The sequence below is a fragment of the Coleofasciculus sp. A1-SPW-01 genome (assembly GCF_040217205.1).
GTDB classification, from domain to species: Bacteria; Cyanobacteriota; Cyanobacteriia; order Cyanobacteriales; family Coleofasciculaceae; genus Coleofasciculus; species Coleofasciculus chthonoplastes_A.
This window is the reverse complement of record NZ_JAVJNP010000155.1, coordinates 1-18,738: the sequence shown is the minus strand read 5'-3', so window position 1 is coordinate 18,738 and position 18,738 is coordinate 1. Positions and strand designations below refer to the sequence as shown.

The 18,738-nt window shown below is 46.1% G+C and carries 10 protein-coding genes and 4 pseudogenes; 10 read left to right on the top strand and 4 right to left on the bottom strand.

Annotation, left to right across the window (positions count from 1 at the left end):
- Positions 1–29: 29 nt before the first annotated feature.
- Positions 30–242: pseudogene (locus RH949_RS23470) on the top strand (CHAT domain-containing protein); the annotation flags it as partial.
- A gap of 24 nt (positions 243–266) precedes the next feature.
- Positions 267–1,535 carry a molybdopterin molybdotransferase MoeA gene (locus RH949_RS23465; RefSeq protein ID WP_446356534.1) on the top strand — a complete coding sequence of 423 codons (1,269 nt, stop codon included), beginning with the start codon at positions 267–269 and terminating at the stop codon, positions 1,533–1,535.
- Between the two features lie 954 nt (positions 1,536–2,489).
- Here RH949_RS23465 and RH949_RS23460 read toward each other — a convergent pair.
- On the bottom strand, positions 2,490–4,199 hold the full coding sequence (locus tag RH949_RS23460) for a sensor histidine kinase (protein WP_006104668.1): 1,710 nt from the start codon (positions 4,197–4,199) through the stop codon (positions 2,490–2,492).
- A 125-nt stretch (positions 4,200–4,324) separates the two neighbouring features.
- Entirely contained in the window at positions 4,325–4,555 is a 231-nt protein-coding gene (locus tag RH949_RS23455; RefSeq protein WP_044210163.1) for a type II toxin-antitoxin system CcdA family antitoxin, read from the bottom strand.
- A gap of 203 nt (positions 4,556–4,758) precedes the next feature.
- Here RH949_RS23455 and lepA point away from each other — a divergent pair, with 203 nt between their 5' ends.
- From lepA to RH949_RS23435, 4 genes are all read left to right on the top strand, one after another.
- On the top strand, positions 4,759–6,570 hold the full coding sequence (lepA, locus tag RH949_RS23450) for a translation elongation factor 4 (RefSeq protein ID WP_006104676.1): 1,812 nt from the start codon (positions 4,759–4,761) through the stop codon (positions 6,568–6,570).
- 463 nt (positions 6,571–7,033) lie between these two features.
- On the top strand, positions 7,034–8,122 hold the full coding sequence (locus tag RH949_RS23445) for an RNA-guided endonuclease InsQ/TnpB family protein (protein WP_006104684.1): 1,089 nt from the start codon (positions 7,034–7,036) through the stop codon (positions 8,120–8,122).
- A 217-nt stretch (positions 8,123–8,339) separates the two neighbouring features.
- Positions 8,340–9,248, top strand: coding sequence for a polysaccharide lyase (locus RH949_RS23440; protein WP_446356530.1), 909 nt, complete (start codon positions 8,340–8,342; stop codon positions 9,246–9,248).
- A gap of 123 nt (positions 9,249–9,371) precedes the next feature.
- On the top strand, positions 9,372–9,986 hold the full coding sequence (locus RH949_RS23435; protein WP_446356528.1) for a hypothetical protein: 615 nt from the start codon (positions 9,372–9,374) through the stop codon (positions 9,984–9,986).
- Between the two features lie 80 nt (positions 9,987–10,066).
- Here RH949_RS23435 and RH949_RS23430 read toward each other — a convergent pair whose 3' ends face one another.
- On the bottom strand, positions 10,067–12,154 hold the full coding sequence (locus RH949_RS23430; RefSeq protein WP_446356526.1) for a glycosyltransferase: 2,088 nt from the start codon (positions 12,152–12,154) through the stop codon (positions 10,067–10,069).
- Positions 12,155–12,390: 236 nt separating this feature from the next.
- Complete coding sequence (locus tag RH949_RS23425) at positions 12,391–14,529, bottom strand: EAL domain-containing protein (protein ID WP_446356524.1); 2,139 nt, start codon at positions 14,527–14,529, stop codon at positions 12,391–12,393.
- 475 nt (positions 14,530–15,004) lie between these two features.
- Between RH949_RS23425 and RH949_RS23420 the strand changes: the two are divergent.
- The 4 genes and pseudogenes from RH949_RS23420 to RH949_RS23405 all read left to right on the top strand — a co-directional run.
- Positions 15,005–15,440: pseudogene (locus tag RH949_RS23420) on the top strand (GDP-mannose 4,6-dehydratase); the annotation flags it as partial.
- A gap of 194 nt (positions 15,441–15,634) precedes the next feature.
- Positions 15,635–16,285: pseudogene (locus tag RH949_RS23415) on the top strand (LAGLIDADG family homing endonuclease); the annotation flags it as partial.
- Positions 16,286–16,318: 33 nt separating this feature from the next.
- Positions 16,319–16,954, top strand: a pseudogene (locus RH949_RS23410) (GDP-mannose 4,6-dehydratase); the annotation flags it as partial.
- Between the two features lie 102 nt (positions 16,955–17,056).
- Complete coding sequence (locus RH949_RS23405; RefSeq protein WP_446356522.1) at positions 17,057–18,424, top strand: UDP-glucose dehydrogenase family protein; 1,368 nt, start codon at positions 17,057–17,059, stop codon at positions 18,422–18,424.
- The last annotated feature ends 314 nt before the right edge of the window (positions 18,425–18,738 follow it).

The following is an 18,738-nucleotide window of genomic DNA, read 5'->3' as shown; positions in this document are numbered from 1 at the left end:
TCTTGCGGTTACAGCATTGCTATTATGGGCAATTCACCGGACTTGATATGATTCACCTAGCCACCCATGGCATACTCGATGAAATCTGGGGATTAGGAAGTGCGATCGCATTAGCTCCTTCTAATAACGATAACGGTTTACTTACGGCAGATGAAATCCTCACAGCCATGCTGACGACCATGGCAAAACATCCTCATCCTAGAGACTGGGCAGCCTTTACACTCATAGGAGAAGCTAAATAACGCATTATTCCTAATTCTTGCCCCATGCTACCCGTTAACCAAGCCGAATCCATTATCTTAGATCTCGTCCACCCCTTAGACTCCCAGTTAGACAGCGAAATTATTGACCTATCCACCGCCACAGGTCGAATTCTGGCTACTCCTGTAACCAGCCAATTGGATTTTCCCCACTGGGATAATTCTGCCATGGATGGTTACGCAGTACGCTATACGGATGTGCAGTCGGCGAGTGAACAGCAACCAATCAGTTTAAACATAGTTGAAGAGATTCCCGCCGGCTATCAACCGCAAAAAACCATTGCAGCCGGACAAGCGGCGCGTATCTTCACCGGTGGATGTATGCCCCAGGGTGCTGATACGGTGGTAATGCAGGAACATACACAGCACCGGGATAACCAGGTTTTAATCTTACAAGCACCGAAACCGCAAGGCTTTGTGCGTCATCAGGCATCATTTTACCGTGCTGGAGACCCTCTCTTAGAATCAGGAATTCAACTGGGTGCGCCAGAAATTGCTGTCCTCGCCGCCGCCCAATGTACGGAACTCACCGTCTATCGCCGTCCCAAAGTCGCGATTCTCTCCACCGGAAATGAACTGGTTACGCCGTACCAACCCTTGCAACCGGGTCAAATTGTCGATTCTAACCAATACGCTTTAACCGCTTGGGTGACTCTCTGTGGCGGAATTCCTAAAGTACAGGGGATTGTCCGCGATAAACCGGACGCCCTGAAGCAAGCCATTGCCCAAGCTATTCTAGCCGCCGATATTGTTCTGTCTACAGGTGGCGTCTCTGTGGGGGATTATGACTATGTAGATGAAATTTTAGCCCAACTGGATGCGGAGATTCACATCCGTTCGGTTGCGGTTAAACCTGGTAAACCCTTAACCGTGGCGACGTTTCCGCCTCCGAGTCAGAGGAATAAAAAAGGCTCATCGCATCCAGTCTTATATTTTGGTCTACCCGGAAATCCAGTATCCGCGTTAGTCAGTTGTTGGCGATTTGTGCAACCTGTGATGAAAAAGCTTTCTGGTTTACCAATGCAACGATGGAAGCCCAGGTTTATCCACGCCACCTCTCGTAGCGAACTCAAATCTGATGGGCGTCGAGAATCCTATTTGTGGGGTCAGCTTCAATTAGTTGAGGGGAAATACGAATTCAAGTTGGCGGGTGGTAGTCACAGTTCGGGTAATTTAATTAACTTAGCCCAAACTACGGGTCTTGCGGTCGTACCCGTTGGTCAAACTTTGATTCCAGCCGGAGAAACGGTGCAAGTTTTGTCGGTAAGCTTGTAAGAATCCTTTAAGATGGGGCGGTTGTAGACGCGGAGCGGCTTCCCGCAGGGTAACCGCAGCTATACAAACAAAACCCGCCTGCGCGGGTTTAATGAACGCAAATTTACTCTCTCTGTTCTATCTTCTGCCTTATTTATAAATTATGAATGTCAAGATATCGCCAGTAACAAGCATCATTAATTGTAATTTGGGTAGGGTGCGTTAGTAACGCACCAACCAAGGTGGTGCGTTACGGCGCATGAGTGTTCTGTGGGAAATAAAAGTGAATAAAAAACTATGCGCCTAACGCACCCTACACAAGTGCTAATTTATTTGTTCCAACCGAGGGGTTGTTCAATTTCCAATTCATCAACTTTGGAAATCTGCTCACCCGGCTTGTTCACAATCTGCACGGTACTGGCTTGCAGTCCTTGTTCACCTTCCTCGGCAAAAAAGCGTACTCCCCCGTGGAAACACGGTTAGACATAATCTTAAAAACAGCGCGTGCGATCGCCTCAGCATCAATTTAACAAAGCGATCGGGTTCAGGTTTTCTATCAAATTACATAGATTTGGCATAGAAGTATCGGATAATTTTTATTAAAGAATTGCCGCTTCCTTTGCCTCTTCCTGAAGATTTATTTAATAAGCTACTAAGCAAGATCCCCGACTTCTTGAAGAAGTCGGGGATCTGTCTGTGTAATCAACCGACTACCCCCTGGTATCTGCTCTTTTGGTGGAGTCGGTTCGTCTTCCACTCTTACCCAATAATAAACAGTTAGGGGAAGGTGTCAGACTTAGGGGATTCCCCTAACTTTTTTAATAAAATAGAAGGAATAGGGAACAGGGAACAGGAAATGCCTTCGCCAGTAAGTCTTTAACTCAATTCAATAAGTTTTCCAGCTACCAACCTAACGGAATGGTACTGACTTAAGGCTATTTCTGCGACGCTGCACTAGGATACCTCGCCTTTTGCTCAATCTGTGCGCGACACCATCACGGGTTCTTGATAAAGGGGTACAGTAAATGTCACAGTTGAACCTAAGTTTTCCCCCATGCTGAAGAAATGTACAACACCGCCCATGGTTTCCACTAGCTTTTGGGAAATGGCTAACCCTAACCCGGTTCCCCCATAAGGACGATTGAGTCCACCATGCACCTGGCTAAAGGATTGGAAGAGTTTGTCTTGTTTATCCAAGGATACCCCAATCCCTGTATCCGCAACCCGCACTTTCACATGTCCAGGAAACTCCTGTCCCTGAAAATGGACTTTCTTGCGAATGACTTCGGCGCTGATGGTAATTCCCCCTTCATCGGTGAATTTAATCGCATTCCCCACTAGGTTTAGCATCACCTGTAGCAACCGTTGATAGTTCCCATACATGACAATGCCATCGTAGACGGCGGGAATTTCTAGGGTGAAGCTCAAATTCTTGTGATGGGCTTGCTGGGCAGTAAAATCATAGACCTTATTAAATAGATACTCTAACTCAACTGGACTAAACTCCAGCTCCATTTTTCCGGCTTCAATCTTGGCGATATCTAAGATATCGTTGATGATGTTGAGCAGATGTAAGGCGCTATTATGGGCTTCCTGAATAAACTCTCGCTGTTCTTCAGGGTCATCCGCCATCCCTTCCAGAATCAGCTTGAGAAAGCCAATCATCCCATTTAGGGGCGTCCGCAATTCGTGAGAGGTGCTGGCAAGAAATTCACTCTTGAGGCGGGACACTTCTTCGGCTTGTTCTCTGGCTAGTTCTAGTTCTTTATAGAGCGTACCATGCGCGATCGCGGTTCCCACTTGTTCAGCCAACTCCCGCACTAGCTCAATTTCCGCATCACTCCACGGACGGTGGCGATCGCACTGTTGTAAACTAATTAAGCCATTGGGTTCATCTTTATAAGACGTGGAAACCACCAGCATGGATTTTTCTTGAAACCGACTCGGGGCGATTTGGTCAACTACAACCGGTTCGGAACTCCACATCGCTTGTTTCATTATCAGTTCCGACTCCAGTTCCAGCGTCATCCCCAACATTTCCTCTAATGACTCTTGGCGATACTCCGCTTCCACCTTGACATCCGTATAGTCGGGTTTGTAGGAACAGATAATACAGCGACTGACTTGTAGAGCTTTCCCTAAACTGTCTACTGTTTGTTGCCAGATTGTATCTAAGTCTAACGTCCGGCGAATCCGGCGGGCAATTTGGGTGAGTAGTTTTTGATTGGGATCGACACTTAACGGTACTAGCGAATCGATCACTTTTTGCACCGAACCCTCCGGTAATAGATGACCTATCACCCAAACCTGAGTCGCCTGACCGTCTGCTTGTAAAATTGGGCTGATCACCAGTTCAAAGGGAAATACGTGATCGCCATAACAGAAGTCGTGGATACAGCGTTCTGGGGTGCGGTTGTCTAGAATCCGCTGGATTCGATCCCGATAAGCATCTAGAGCAATGGGATGAAAGGTTTCGTTGAGGGGAACCCCAATAACCTGTTCTTGAGTTAAATCATACTGCTCGGCTTGTCGCCAATAAAAGGAGTGATACTGACCTGATGCATCTTGGCTACACATCAGCTCAACCTCTAACTCCTGCAAAAAGCTGGACTTGCCTTGTGCAGTAGTAGATTGCATAGTGGTATACCCAAATCGAGGATGGTGGAAATCAGCAGGAGCAATCATCTACAAGAAACCTGGAAACTACAAGCAGCGAAAGGATTAGCGCTCGCACCAAGACAGACATAAATGCAACCCCTTAACGCCCTGGAGCCTCAGGCGAAAGAATAAAGCGACGAACATCTTGGCTCTTAATCGTTCCATTCGCCTCGTGGCGGTACTGGTGGATTTCGTCTCAAGGTGCGGGTTAGCTCATCATCGCGATCGCGCTCTCCTCTTAGCCATTGACGAATGGCTGTTTCTATCACCTTAGACGGATCATTGGTTAAGTGTTTGATTTGGTCTAACAGTTGAGCATCCATCAGGATAGATATTTCTTCCTTGTTTGTTGAATGCTCTCGATGAATGGCATGATTATTCATTTTCAGCGTTTTGGTGTTCCCCTACACTACATTTTACGACAATTTGCCCTCTTGCCACCTGAGATTCGTGACGTACTTAGCCCCAAAAGGTTCTCTGGAGTTAGAGTATCAGGAGTATTGTCCCCATTTTGGGAAGAAACATTAAAATACATTAAGAGCCATCCATTCCGTGTTGCCAATTTTTTTTGTCACCCGATAATTCTATGACTGATGTTCCTGTCTCTCGCATTCGCAATTTTTCCATCATTGCTCATATTGATCATGGTAAATCCACTTTAGCCGATCGCCTCTTACAGACAACCGGTACGGTGAGCGATCGCCAAATGAAGGAACAGTTCCTGGACAACATGGAATTGGAACGGGAGCGCGGGATTACCATTAAACTGCAAGCCGCTCGCATGAACTATCAGGGGAAAGATGGTGAGCAATACGTTCTCAATTTAATTGACACCCCGGGTCATGTGGATTTCTCCTATGAGGTTTCGCGATCGCTGGTCGCTTGCGAGGGCGCATTGCTCGTGGTAGACGCCTCTCAGGGGGTTGAAGCTCAAACTCTGGCAAATGTTTATTTAGCCTTGGAGCATGACCTGGAAATTATTCCGGTTCTGAATAAGATTGACCTCCCAGGAGCAGAACCCGAACGAGTGATCTCAGAAATCGAAGAGATCATTGGTCTCGATTGTAGCGGAGCCATTCTCGCATCGGCAAAGGAGGGAATTGGGATTGATGAGATTTTAGAATCCATTGTGCATCTGGTTCCTCCTCCCCAAGACACCATCGATCAGCCCCTGCGAGCCTTGATTTTTGATAGCTACTATGACCCCTACCGAGGCGTCATCGTCTATTTCCGGGTGATGGATGGTAGCGTCAGAACTGGGGAAAAAGTTCGCCTGATGGTATCCAAAAAAGAATATGAAATTGATGAACTGGGTGTATTGTCACCGACGCAAATCCAGGTTGAGCAACTACACGCCGGAGAAGTGGGATACATCGCGGCGGCGATTAAAACCGTAGAAGATGCCCGTGTTGGCGATACTATAACTCTAGCTGCTGAACCGGCGGAGAAGCCCTTACCGGGTTACAAGGAAGCCAAACCCATGGTATTCTGCGGCTTATTCCCCACCGACGCGGATCAGTACGAAGATTTACGCGAAGCTCTCAACCGTCTCAAACTCAATGATTCGGCTCTCAACTATGAACCGGAAACCTCCAGCGCCATGGGGTTTGGTTTCCGGTGTGGTTTCTTGGGCTTATTGCACATGGAAATTGTCCAGGAGCGATTAGAACGGGAATATGATTTAGATTTAATCATTACCGCTCCATCAGTGGTCTATCGAGTCACGAATATGGATGGGGAGGTTTTGGAAATTGATAACCCCAGCTTACTCCCTCCACCCCAGCAGCGGGAGAAAATTGAAGAACCTTATGTTCGCATCGAGATGATTACCCCAGAAACCTATGTGGGGACGCTGATGGAACTGTGCCAAACGCGGCGGGGTGAGTTTAAAGATATGCGGTATTTAACCCAAGGGCGAACCACCTTGGTGTATGAATTACCTCTGGCGGAAGTCGTGACTGACTTTTTTGACCAACTCAAATCGCGATCGCGCGGTTATGCCAGTATGGAGTATCACCTGATTGGGTATCAGGAAAACACTCTGGTTCGCCTCGATGTGTTAATTAATGGTGATCCAGTGGATTCTCTGGCAATGATTGTCCACCGGGATAAAGCTTACTCTGTTGGTCGGGCGTTAGTGGAAAAACTCCGGGAATTAATTCCCCGTCACCAATTCAAAATTCCCCTGCAAGCCTCAATTGGAAGTCGGGTAATTGCCAGCGAACATATTCCTGCATTACGGAAAGACGTACTCGCTAAATGTTATGGCGGGGATATTAGCCGTAAGAAAAAATTGTTGCAGAAGCAGGCAAAAGGGAAAAAGCGGATGAAATCTTTAGGTACAGTTGATGTGCCTCAGGAAGCATTTATGGCAGTCTTGCGCCTCGAACCCCAGTAGGAAAGCTGGGGGATCTGGGGAAGCTGGGGTTGTAGAGACGCGCCATGGCGCGTCTGGAAGCTGGGGGAGAAGCAATTAAATTAGAGCGTATCCGAGGAGTATTGAGGTCTATCTAAACAGTGATGATTTCCTTATTCCTTATCACCTTGCCATCTGCCTTCTGCCTTTCTTCAGTCAAGGGCTAGTAGCTGCAACCTAATATCTATGCATATCTGAGCAAGTCTATGCATTTTGCTCAGATATCAGTTCATCTACAAATTGCCTTATCCGTTCTTGCCAGTTGGGGACAGATTTCAGCTTATCCTTTTGCCCTTCATATCCCTTAAAACAGATAGGGGTTTTGTCTAGCGGCTGATCTAGTATCTTTTTCGCTCTCCATGGATGATCCTTTTGAAAGGGCATTGCTGCTTCCTGTATGTAGCGGTATACTGGTTATTATACAATTATCAACTCTTGCCAGGTTATGCTTTTAGGGTTCAAGAGTGAATTGAATTTGAACAACAAGCAGCGAACGGCATTAGCTAAACACGCTGGTGTCGCCCGTCACGCTTGGAATTGGGGTTTGGGCTTGACTAAGCAGATACTCGACCACAACCGGGATACAAGAGAGGATAAAATCAAGTTCCCCACTGGGATTGACTTGCATAAGTGGTTAGTTGCACTGGTTAAGCCCGCCTGTCCTTGGTACTACGAGGTGAGTAAATGCGCCCCCCAGTTTGCGCTTAAGCAATTAGCCGAAGCATGGAGGAATGCGTTTAAGAAAAAGAAAAAACCACCTCGGTTTAAACGCAAGGGAAAGCATGACAGCTTTACTCTAGACGGGTCAATTAAACTCGACCATTTTAAGATTAGAGTTCCGGTCATTGGTTGGTTGAAGACCTATGAGCGGCTACCCGTTCAGTTTCAGCCCAAAACTGTCACCATATCCAGAACGGCTGACCGATGGTTTATCAGTTTTAAGCTGGAATATGAACCAATCAATCGCCCCAAACCTCACCCTGTAGTGGGAGTAGACTTGGGAATCAAAGCCTTAGCCGTCTTATCTACTGGAATCGTGGTAGAAGGCGCGTCTAGCTATCGCAAGTACGAAAAAAAACTTTCACGGCTGCAGTGGCTAAATCGTCACAAACAGATTGGTTCCTCTAACTGGAGAAAAGCCCAAGTCAAAATAGCCCGTTTGCACCGGAAAATAGCCAATATCAGAAAAGACACGTTACACAAGCTCACATCTTATTTAGCCCAAAACCACAGCCGAATAGGAATAGAAAATTTGAACGTGTCCGGCATGATGGCTAATCACAAATTGGCGAAAGCTATTCAAGATATGGGTTTTCACGAGTTCAAACGCCAGTTAGAGTACAAATGCCAATTGTACGGGTCAACCTTGGTTGTAGTAGACCGATGGTATCCCTCAACCAAAACCTGCTCAAGATGCCACGCCGTAAAAGATGAAATGCCCTTATCTGAGCGAGTTTTCCGGTGTGACAATTGCGGTTTGGAAATCGACAGAGATTTTAATGCCTCCATTAATTTGGAGATAGCCGCCAGTTAGGTGGTGGTAGCCTGTGGACTGGTTAAGTGCCGTCACTGCCAGAGTGAAGCAGGAAGTAAGCATCAAAGTTAGGTCTGACTAAGGTTGACCTGCTTTGAGTAGGTCTTTCATAACGGCTGACAAAAGCCGAGAGCAAGGATTAAATTGGATGGTTGAGGGTGCATCAAGATGAAAATGCTCAAAACTCTACGCTATCCCGCACGTTTAAGCCAAACCCATGTCAATCACATTTAAGCATCTAACCGCTTCAGGTCAATTATTAAGTGCAGCTTTTTTAGTCATCATGCTGAATAGTTGCGCTCAGACTGCTTCAAATGAAATAGAGTCCTCTTCTGCTTTAAGCAATTCCAATTCCACAGAAACCAGTCAAGATGTAGCCTCTAACACTGATGTTACCCCGCTCTGGTCAGATAGCTTTGCCGCAACGGATTGGCAGCAATCTTGGCAGTTTAAAAGTGAGAAACAGTGGGGTTTAGAAAATAGTGAAGTGATTAAAGATGCCGACGGCAGATTTGCTCAAGTGCTGCGGGTCAACTATCCGGCGGGTTCAGCTAGTCCTACGGTTTCTCGAAAAAATGATGCCCCCTTAGGAGGTACGCAGTTTTATGCGGATTTAGGTTTACCCGCTAAAGATTCTCTGCGCTTAAGTTATTATGTTCGTTTTTCCGACGACTTTGACTTTGTTAAGGGGGGGAAATTGCCAGGACTTTACGGCGGTGACGGTGCTAGTGGCGGGAAAACTCCTGATGGAACCGATGGGTTTTCGACGCGCTTTATGTGGAGACGCAATGGAGATGGGGAACTGTATGCCTATCTGCCCACAAGTGACGAATATGGCACATCAATTGGTCGGGGAAATTGGCAATTTATCCCTGGAACTTGGCATCATATTGAGCAAGAAGTTGTCCTCAATGAACCGGGTCAAGCCAATGGTCGGGTTAAAGTTTGGTTAGATGGAAATATGGTTCTCGATGAGCAAGGATTGACCTTTCGTACTGTTGAAGACCTGAAAATTGATGGTATATTCTTCTCCACCTTTTTTGGTGGCGGTGATCCCTCTTGGGCAACTCCGAAAGATGTGTATGTCGATTTTGCTGATTTCTCAGTTTCAGAGGTGAACGAATAGCACAAAAGGTAGGGTGGGCATTGCCCACCAGCCTCATCTGAGCGTGCTATTCACTCTAAGCTAAAGCCCTCACCCCCAGCTATAAGTCCTTTTCGGCGTATTTTTTAACCAGGAAGGCGTGACATGTCGTCAAATGCCAAAAAGCGAAAGAAAAAAAACTTTGCTAGCTTTAATACTACAGAAGCCTTCAAGCAATTAAGCCTAACTGAATTATTACTCTGGCACGTTGACAGCCAACCTGTTGCACCCAGTGCCTTTTTCCAAGAACGCTGGGCTAGATTACAATGTTTTGATTTACAAAAATATGAAGAATCTAAAAAAATAGTGATTGATGCAATTTGCGAAGAAGCTATACAACCCTATAAGAAGTTGAAAATATGGAAAGGGGCGGCTCTAGACTCTGATATAACCACAGGAAATGTTGATTACTTGATTACTGAACGTAAGGCTTATATTGAAACCCCTTATCTCTGTATTGTTGAAGCGAAAAAAGATGACTTTGAGCAAGGATTAGCTCAGTGTTTAGTAGAAATGCAAGCGTGTTCCTGGCAAAATCGCCAACGCGAGCAGGAGATTGATGTATTTGGAATCGTTACCAATGGAGATGGTTGGCGGTTTTATAAATTAACAACTGAAGGTGAGGTGTATGAAACATTACTCTATGGAATTGCTCATCTCGACGAGATTTTAGGGGTGCTGCGCTATATTTTTCAGCGATGTGAACAACATTTGTCTTAAGGTAGACTATTAAATTATATATTTAGCACACCAACTACGGCAGAACTGAAAACCCTTAAAATTAAGGGCTAAAGCCCTTACTACAAACCTGCCATGACATATTCTACTGTTATATTCTCGGTGTTACGCATGACTAAAGGATGATTTTGATTATTGGGTAAATCAAGGTTTTTCAGTGATGAATTGACTACATTATCTAAAATAATACTGCCAACATCAGATATATTTTCAGTTGAATTGAGTGATTTTTTTCGCAGTGTAAACCCGCTCAAATGTATATCTTGAATCCGATTCTGATCAGACTCCGCTTTTTCAGTCAAAGGATGTTCACGGGGTCGAATGACTAGAACAGCTTTTGTATCAGGTTTACTAATATACGCTTGTAAAATAGTTCGCCGCATTCCTTGCCCTTTAATAATCGTGTGACTGCGATTAATTTCAATGGGATCAAACAAGTCAATTTCACCAATGGGTAAATTAATCTGAACCGAGTCTTCACCAGACAAGCGATTAATTAACGCCTGGAGGGATTTGGCATCATCTTTACCATCATTGGGAATAATTCCATTATCAATCGCTTCAACAATTTGCGGTGGAACCGATTGACTCATCGCCCAGGTACTATTTGACCATAACCCTGCCACATCTTGTAAGGGAGTGAGAAGGCTAGCAAACCAACATAAAATAATTACAAAGCCAAATAACTGGGAAACATAAAGAAAACGAGACACACTCACTTTAACCAACCGTTCCCAACCCGATCCGGCGGCTGATATACTTTGATTGCCTCGGTTTGACCACTTTTGTTGAGCAAGGTTCATCTGAGTCCAGATTTTGATAATACAGGAACTCCATTGGGCAATTAAAAAGACGGGTAAATGAATCGGTTTAAGTCGAGATTGTCGTCCCAAAAAAATGATGGTTAAAATTATCGGTCGAGTACAAAGAATCCAACAGAGAATCAGTCCAGCGGCTAACCAATACCCTTGCACTAAACAAATTGATAACGAACCGGGAGTGATTAGAGTTGTCCAGTAACTAATCCGTTGATCCAGGAGACAGTACCACATAAACCATCCCGCCTTACCTGGACCCAATCCGATCGCGCGATCGCTGTTCCGCAGCATATTCCCATACCAACGGCGCATATTCTGGTAAGCGCGATCCATTAATGACCCAGAAATCGTCTCAATGGAATAGACAATCACATCCGGGATATAAAGCATATCGTAACCCCGACGCAGTAACCAATACCACGTCGTTTTATCGTCGCCAGAGAGGAATTTAAACTGTCCCCACAACCAATCATCCAACGTATCCAGTTCTAACTGATCCGCAAATGTGGGATGCAGCGCCGCCTCCGCCCGAAATAAGGAAAAGCGTCCCGTCAAACACATCACCTTTTGCGACAGGGACACTGAACACATTTGATAATGACGCTGGGATAGGCGTAAATGAAACCATTCAGAAAATAGATATGATCCCTCAACAATCGGTAACTCATCCGTCGTCAGCGCCCCCATTTTGGGAAATAGACGAAAAAATGGCAAACAGCGACGTAAGGTTCCAGGTGTCAGTTCAGAATCGCCATCCATTAAACCAACAACGGCATTTTGGGGTAGATTTAAACGCGCTAATTCTCGTAATCCATCCGCCATGGCTTTGCGCTTCCCTTCCCCCGTCTGCACCATTTGGATTAGGCGAATACAACTGAGTTCAGGGTCAACGGATTTAAGTATCTTTAAGATGGCAGCATTTTCATCATTACTGCTACTGGTAACTAGCAGTGTCAGGGGGTGAGAAAGACTTTGGGCTTCTTGGGCGATTACCCGGAAAACTCGTTCCGTGATCCAGGGTTTTTCCTTATAAGTTGGAACTAATAAGCAAACAGGCGGTAACTTGTCAAGGGGGATGCGATCGGCTTGTTTGCGCCACCGGGGAAAAACCCAATGTAGGTAAATCCGAGAACGAATCACTTGCAGCGCCCACCATGACCATCGCCAAATGCCGATCAGCCCCATACTAATTAAACCGGATATGCCTAATAGGTTTAACTGTTCTGGGTTACGCAGCAAGTAAAAGCCAATAAAACCGAAGGCGGAAAGACACAGCAGGGCGAACCAATTAAGATAGGACGAGATGTTTTGCCAACGAAATAATTGAGTCATAGAGTTTTTGGATGTAGAGACGTGCCATGGCGCGTCTTTAATTATGTGTAGGGGCGGGTTTTACGACTATCATTTGTCATCTCACCTAGAGCGTCGGTCAAGTATTCCTAGAAACCGGGTTTCTCGTGAGGATGACAATGAAATATCAAGCTTTTACCCAAAGAAACCCGGTTTCTTGACTAGATGTAAACAATCAAGGGAATCCAGACAAAAAAAATTGAGATATAAATCTCAATTCAACGATTACCAAACAATTTCTTAGGAAACGTCAGCCTCGCCGCTTGTCCCAATCCGCAAAACTGTTGGGAATTCTCATGTTGCGGCGGCGGTGGAATCCGTACTGTAATTCGGGTTAACGGTTGTCCCACTAATTTAGGCGGAATCGCAGGCTGTAGGGCTTGAACCTGGGTCAACTTATTAAGCTGTTGCATATTACTAATCGGCTGAATCAGGTCAATTTCACCCTTGACGGTTTGGGCATAACCTGCTAATCCGACAGTCACAGGTTTATCGGTGTTGATAGAACTGGCTTGTTCAGCACTAACCACGGTTTCTACCCACAAGTTATTGCAATCAAGCAGCGTCACTATCGGTTCTAACTGATTAACCTGTTCGCCTTGTTCTCGTTCCGCTGTGTAGACAACACCCGCAAAGGGGGCTGACACATTTTGCACTTTCCGTTCGCTTTGTAATTGTTTGAGATCATTAACCAGAGAAGGGGCATTTTTTTGTAGAGACTGGCTGTTATTTAGCTGCTGCTTGAGTTTAGCCAATTGCGCTTCCATCGTATTTACCACAACCGATTGCTGTTGTATCGTCTGCTGCAAACTAATCCGTTGATCGGACAGAACCCCGCCCATAATATTATTGCGATTACTGCGAGCAATACCCGCTTGGGCAGCATTGACTGCCTTTTGCGTCGCATCCAAGACAGATTGGGCTTGTTGGACTTCGGCTTGGGCGGATTGCCAGACTAAGCGCAACTGATCCGTTTCCTGTGCGGATACACCCCCTGCTTCTAATAGGGTTTGATACCGTTGATAATCTAATCGGGCAGCTTCAGCTTTTGCCTGTGCCGCTTGAACTACAGCTTGCTGTTCCTTAACGGAGTCTAAGCCCAATTCTACATCCACTTGGCGCACGGCTTGGTCTCGACGTTCAAGCTGCTGTAACTGCGTTTTCAGTAATGCTAGGGACTGTTTCGCCGATGCCAGTTGGGTAGCATTAACCTGAATCTGTCCTTGTAATTCGAGACTTTCAAGCTGATTGCGGATTTGTTCTTGGTCTTGGGCGCGTTCTAGGCGGAGTAGGGCTTCTTGTTCTTGGGGACTGGGTTCTTGGCTAATCCGGGCGAGAAGTTGTCCTGATTTCACAACCACTCCTGGCTGGGCGTAAAATGCTTGAATATTACCCGTGGTTGGCGCTTGTAACCGCACAATTCGCCCGTTAATCGTGCTACCGTCTACAACTAAGTGACTGAGGCGATAGCCAATGGAGGCAATCCCCACACCAACTGCCCCTAATCCCAGCACCACAAACCCCGTTCCCACCAGGAAACGCCAGGATTGAGTAGATTTTTGGACTTCAGCCGTGGGTGAATCCTGTTCCTCCTCTGGGCGAACCAGTTCCGTCCAATCGGGTGCTGGACTAGGGGTTTTAAGATGGTGTCCTTGGACTAAATCAATCCCGACTTCTTCCACCAGTGAGAGGGTAACCGCATCGCTGACAAATTTAGCCGCCACCTGACTCAGCGCCTGAATGCCTTCGAGAATGGCTTTGGTTAAGACGCGACTACTCGGTTCCGTTTTTAGGCGTTGGATCAGTTGACCATCCACTTTAACCAGATCAACCGCCAGTTGTTGGCATTGAAACAGCGTTAATTCGCGACTGGCAAAGTTATCCAGAACGATCGCACAACCCAGACTTTTGAGTTCGCGGACAAATGCCCGAATTGTGGGAAAATCTTTGGCGATGGTTGATTCGGTTAGCTCAAAACTCAGTTGCTTCGGGTCAACTCCTGACTGATCCAGAAGTGTTTGAATATATTCGATCAGTTCAAAGTTATTTAATCCCTCTCCCGAAAGATTAATCGACAGGCATCGATCAGGTTGTTCCGCTAAGAGTTCTATTCCCTTGCGAATAACGGCGCGATCAGCCTTTTGCAGTTGTCCTTTATCCGACAACGTGGGTAAGAATTCCTGGGGTAAGTGCAGATTTCCGGCTTCGTCTCGCCAACGTAGGAGTATTTCATTGTGTAATACAGCACCAGTCTTTGTTTGATAAACGGGCTGAAACCACAGTTCTAACTTCCCGGTACTGAACGTATCCATTTGAGCGAGGACAGACTCTGGCGAGTGTAAGGTCTCTAGCAGCATAAATTAAGTTCAAGCAGGTAGATACAAATCAAGCACCGAATTAATATCTCTGACGGAAAAATTGCCATAAAATTCCCCTCAGAAACCTCCCAGCAACGTTGTGCCAGGTTACAGCCTCACTTCGATCCGTGAGGATCGAGCGACAACCTTTGAGCCAAAATAAATTTGGCAGTTTTGTTAGCGAATCAGCTAAAACTCTTGAGGTATGGCACGTCAACGCTCAAATCCTGCACCCTAAACCGCGTTGGTTTGCCCAAGATCTAGTTGTGTTAAGAAAGTTCAACTAATATCATAACCACAGGCAAGAGCGATTGTCAGGGGTTGGGTGTTGAATTTGTCTCAATTTCACGTCCTGAAAGGAATTAAGCGATTTTCAGCATGGCAAGGACTTGCCAATCTGGGATTCAATGTAACATGGTAGAGCTTGCTACTTTACCGCACTAAGCTTACGCGATCGCTCTATTCGGAAAAACCTATGAGAATTCTAGTTACAGGTGGTGCTGGTTTTATTGGTTCCCATCTCGTTGATCGGTTAATGGAAGCTGGTCATGAAGTTCTCTGTCTGGATAACTTCTATACTGGCACCAAGCGAAATATCGTCAAATGGCTGAATCATCCCTACTTTGAACTGATCCGCCACGATATTACCGAACCGATTCGCGTCGAGGTTGACCAAATTTACCATCTGGCTTGTCCGGCTTCGCCAATACACTATCAGTACAATCCTGTCAAGACAATTAAAACCAATGTCATGGGAACCCTCTATATGTTGGGGTTAGCCAAGCGGGTGGGGGCGAGATTTTTATTAGCCTCAACTTCGGAAGTGTATGGTGATCCGGAAGTCCATCCTCAACCCGAAGAATACCGAGGAAATGTTAATCCAATTGGACCGCGCAGTTGTTACGACGCTGAAACTGAAATTTTAACGGAAAATGGCTGGGTTCCTTTTCCCCAATTACAGCCAGGGGTGCGAGTGGCGACTCTTAATCCCGATAATCAAGTTGAGTATCACGTCCCGGACGAGTATATTGTGCAGCCTTACGTGGGTAATTTGCTCCGGTTTGCCAATGCTAAATTCGATCTGTGTGTAACGCCAAATCACTGGATGTATGTACGCAGTAAAACCGGAAAATTGCAATTTTTGCGTGCGGATGAAGACCGACATTGGCATTCTTGGCGTGTCCCTACCGGGGGTGAGTTTCAGGGAGAAGAACCAGAATGGTTTGAACTGGGAACTGCACCGAAAAATGCCAAGGTGAGAGTCGAGCGAATTCGGATGGATGATTGGTTAGAATTCCTCGGTTACTACATTTCTGAAGGCTGCGTTCATGTCCGACGACGAGGGCGGGTTGTTGGTGGACGTGACTATGAGGTGGCTGACTATAACATCTTGATTGCCCAAGAAAATCCAGAGGGTCGAGCTAAAATAACCCACTGTTTAAACAACCTCGGCTTTAAGTTTTTCTCATCAGATGACCACCAATTCCGGATTTGTAGTAAACAACTGGCGGAGATTTTATGTCCTCTGGGTAAGTCGGGTGAGAAATATATTCCGCGCCAGTTTTTATCGTTATCCAAGCGTCAGTCGCTGATTTTGTTTAAGGCATTAATCATGGGAGATGGTTCCCAGCGTGGGGAGGGTTATGTTTATTACACCAAATCCAAACAACTGGCTGATGATGTCCAAGAGTTAGCCATGCGTTGCGGCTATGCGGCGTCTGTTGTGTCTCATGCGGTGGGTCGTGATTTATATCGGGTGAATATTCGACCGATAAAAGACGCTCATTTAGTCACCCCAGAGCCATTTCGATATGCTGGCAATGTTTACTGCGTTAATGTGCAGAATCATGTGGTGTGTGTACGTCGCCATGGACGAGTTGCATTTTGCGGCAACTGTTATGACGAAGGGAAGCGAGTGGCGGAAACACTGGCGTTTGATTACCATCTCCAAAACGGCGTGGAAATTCGTGTGGCTCGCATTTTTAATACCTACGGCTCTCGAATGATGGAAAATGATGGGCGTGTTGTGAGTAATTTTATCGTGCAAGCGCTCAAAGGTGAATCGTTAACGGTGTATGGCAAAGGTTCACAAACTCGCAGTTTCTGTTATGTATCGGATTTAGTTGAAGGATTAATTCGGTTGATGAATAATGATCAGACTGGACCGATTAATCTGGGGAATCCAGATGAGTATACAATTTTACAACTGGCGCAAGCGGTGCAACAAATGGTCAATCCGGATACAGAAATTATCTTTAAGGATTTACCGCAAGATGACCCGCAACGTCGCCGTCCGGATATTACTAAAGCGAAGACGTTATTGGGTTGGCAACCGACTATACCTTTACAGGAGGGGTTAAAAACCACTGTTGAGGATTTCCGCGATCGCTTAACGGCTGAAGGGTATTCCCTTGTTTCCAGTTAAGCGACTACAGTATTAACTCATAGGGGCATAGGGGCTTACTAGGACACGAATCAATCCGCTAGATAGCCCTGAGTCCTACCATCTACCAGAGAGGATCAGCTCATGCGCGTTTGTGTTATTGGTACTGGATATGTTGGCTTAGTAACCGGGGTGTGCTTAGCCCATATCGGACACCATGTTATCTGTGTGGATAACAATGAGGACAAAGTCAAATTAATGAAATCTGGGCAGTCGCCCATCTATGAACCGGGATTATCGGAACTGATGCAAGCTTGCAGTAAGGCGGGCAGTTTGGAGTTTAGCTCCGATTTGGCGAGGGGTGTCGCTCATGGCGAGATTTTGTTTATTGCGGTGGGAACGCCAGCATTACCCAATGGTGAAAGTGATACTCGCTATGTGGAAGCGGTAGCCCGTGGGATCGGTAATCACCTGAATGGGGGCTACAAGGTGATTGTGAATAAGTCAACGGTGCCAATTGGTTCTGGGGATTGGGTACGAATGATTGTCATGGATGGTGTCACTGCTCACCAGAAGTCCTCTGGAGGTACGACGTCAGACACAAGCGTTGAGTTTGATGTGGTGAGTAATCCGGAGTTTTTGCGGGAAGGATCAGCGATTTATGATACCTTTAACCCCGATCGCATCGTGTTGGGGAGTAATAGCGATCGCGCTATTTCCATGATGCAGGAACTCTATGCGCCGATTGTCAAGCGTGAACCCGCTGAAGATAAATCCCTACCCCCGGTTCCGGTGGTGGTGACGGATTTGAGTTCAGCGGAAATGGTCAAATATGCCTCCAATTCCTTTTTAGCCACCAAAATTAGCTTCATTAACGAAATCGCCAATATCTGCGATCGCGTGGGCGCGGATGTGACTCAAGTCGCCCAAGGGATTGGTTTAGATACTCGCATTGGTGGTAAATTCCTGCAAGCGGGGATTGGTTGGGGCGGTTCCTGTTTTCCCAAGGATGTCTCGGCGTTGATTCATACAGCGGATGATTATGGGTTTGATGCTCAACTGTTGAAAGCAGCGGTGAGTGTCAATCATCGTCAGCGCTTAATTGCTGTGGAAAAACTCCAGCAAGAACTTAAAATCCTTAAAGGTAAAACGGTGGGACTTCTGGGATTAACCTTTAAGCCGGATACAGATGATATGCGCGATGCTCCCGCATTGATTCTGATTGAAAATCTCAATCGGTTAGGCGCAAAAGTTAAAGCTTATGATCCGATTATTTCATCCAGTGGCATGAGTCACGGTATATCTGGTGTGCAGGTAGAAGGTGATCCAGATCGCTTGGCAGATGGCTGTGACGCCTTAGTATTAGTCACCGACTGGGAACAGTTCCAGAGTCTAGATTATGGCAAGATGGCGAAGCTGATGCATAATCCCGTGCTGATTGATGGTCGTAATTTCCTTGATCCTAAAGTGCTAGAAGGTGCGGGGTTCCGCTATGTCGGAGTTGGGCGTTAATTTTTCTAAGTGTTGATTGATAGGGGTGGGTTTGGTTGTTTCCCTTCGCGTGACATCCTCCAGCACTCTAATCGCAGATTAGAGTGCTGGGTTATAAGTAGGTGGACATAATTAGGGGCTGCTGAATAAGTATTGTGGTGGGGGTAGGGAGCAGGGGAAGCAGGGGAAGCAGGGGAAGCAGGGGAAGCAATGATACATTTTCCCTGATAATGGTGCAAAGGTATGAAAGGGTTTTATCCTTTTTCTTTGAAGATGAGCCAATGTTCATGCTACTCAAAGCTTTGGTAGCCAAGGGTTTCGGTCTTGTGCAGCAA

Bases quoted from the DNA above. Each gene is read 5' to 3' on its own strand.
- RH949_RS23405 (WP_446356522.1), top strand. From the start codon at position 17,057: ATGCGCGTTTGTGTTATTGGTACTGGATATGTTGGCTTAGTAACCGGG.
- lepA (WP_006104676.1), top strand. From the start codon at position 4,759: ATGACTGATGTTCCTGTCTCTCGCATTCGCAATTTTTCCATCATTGCT.
- RH949_RS23465 (WP_446356534.1), top strand. From the start codon at position 267: ATGCTACCCGTTAACCAAGCCGAATCCATTATCTTAGATCTCGTCCAC.
- RH949_RS23425 (WP_446356524.1), bottom strand. From the start codon at position 14,529: ATGCTGCTAGAGACCTTACACTCGCCAGAGTCTGTCCTCGCTCAAATG.
- RH949_RS23440 (WP_446356530.1), top strand. From the start codon at position 8,340: ATGTCAATCACATTTAAGCATCTAACCGCTTCAGGTCAATTATTAAGT.
- RH949_RS23430 (WP_446356526.1), bottom strand. From the start codon at position 12,154: ATGACTCAATTATTTCGTTGGCAAAACATCTCGTCCTATCTTAATTGG.
- RH949_RS23435 (WP_446356528.1), top strand. From the start codon at position 9,372: ATGTCGTCAAATGCCAAAAAGCGAAAGAAAAAAAACTTTGCTAGCTTT.
- RH949_RS23455 (WP_044210163.1), bottom strand. From the start codon at position 4,555: ATGAATAATCATGCCATTCATCGAGAGCATTCAACAAACAAGGAAGAA.
- RH949_RS23460 (WP_006104668.1), bottom strand. From the start codon at position 4,199: ATGATTGCTCCTGCTGATTTCCACCATCCTCGATTTGGGTATACCACT.
- RH949_RS23445 (WP_006104684.1), top strand. From the start codon at position 7,034: ATGCTTTTAGGGTTCAAGAGTGAATTGAATTTGAACAACAAGCAGCGA.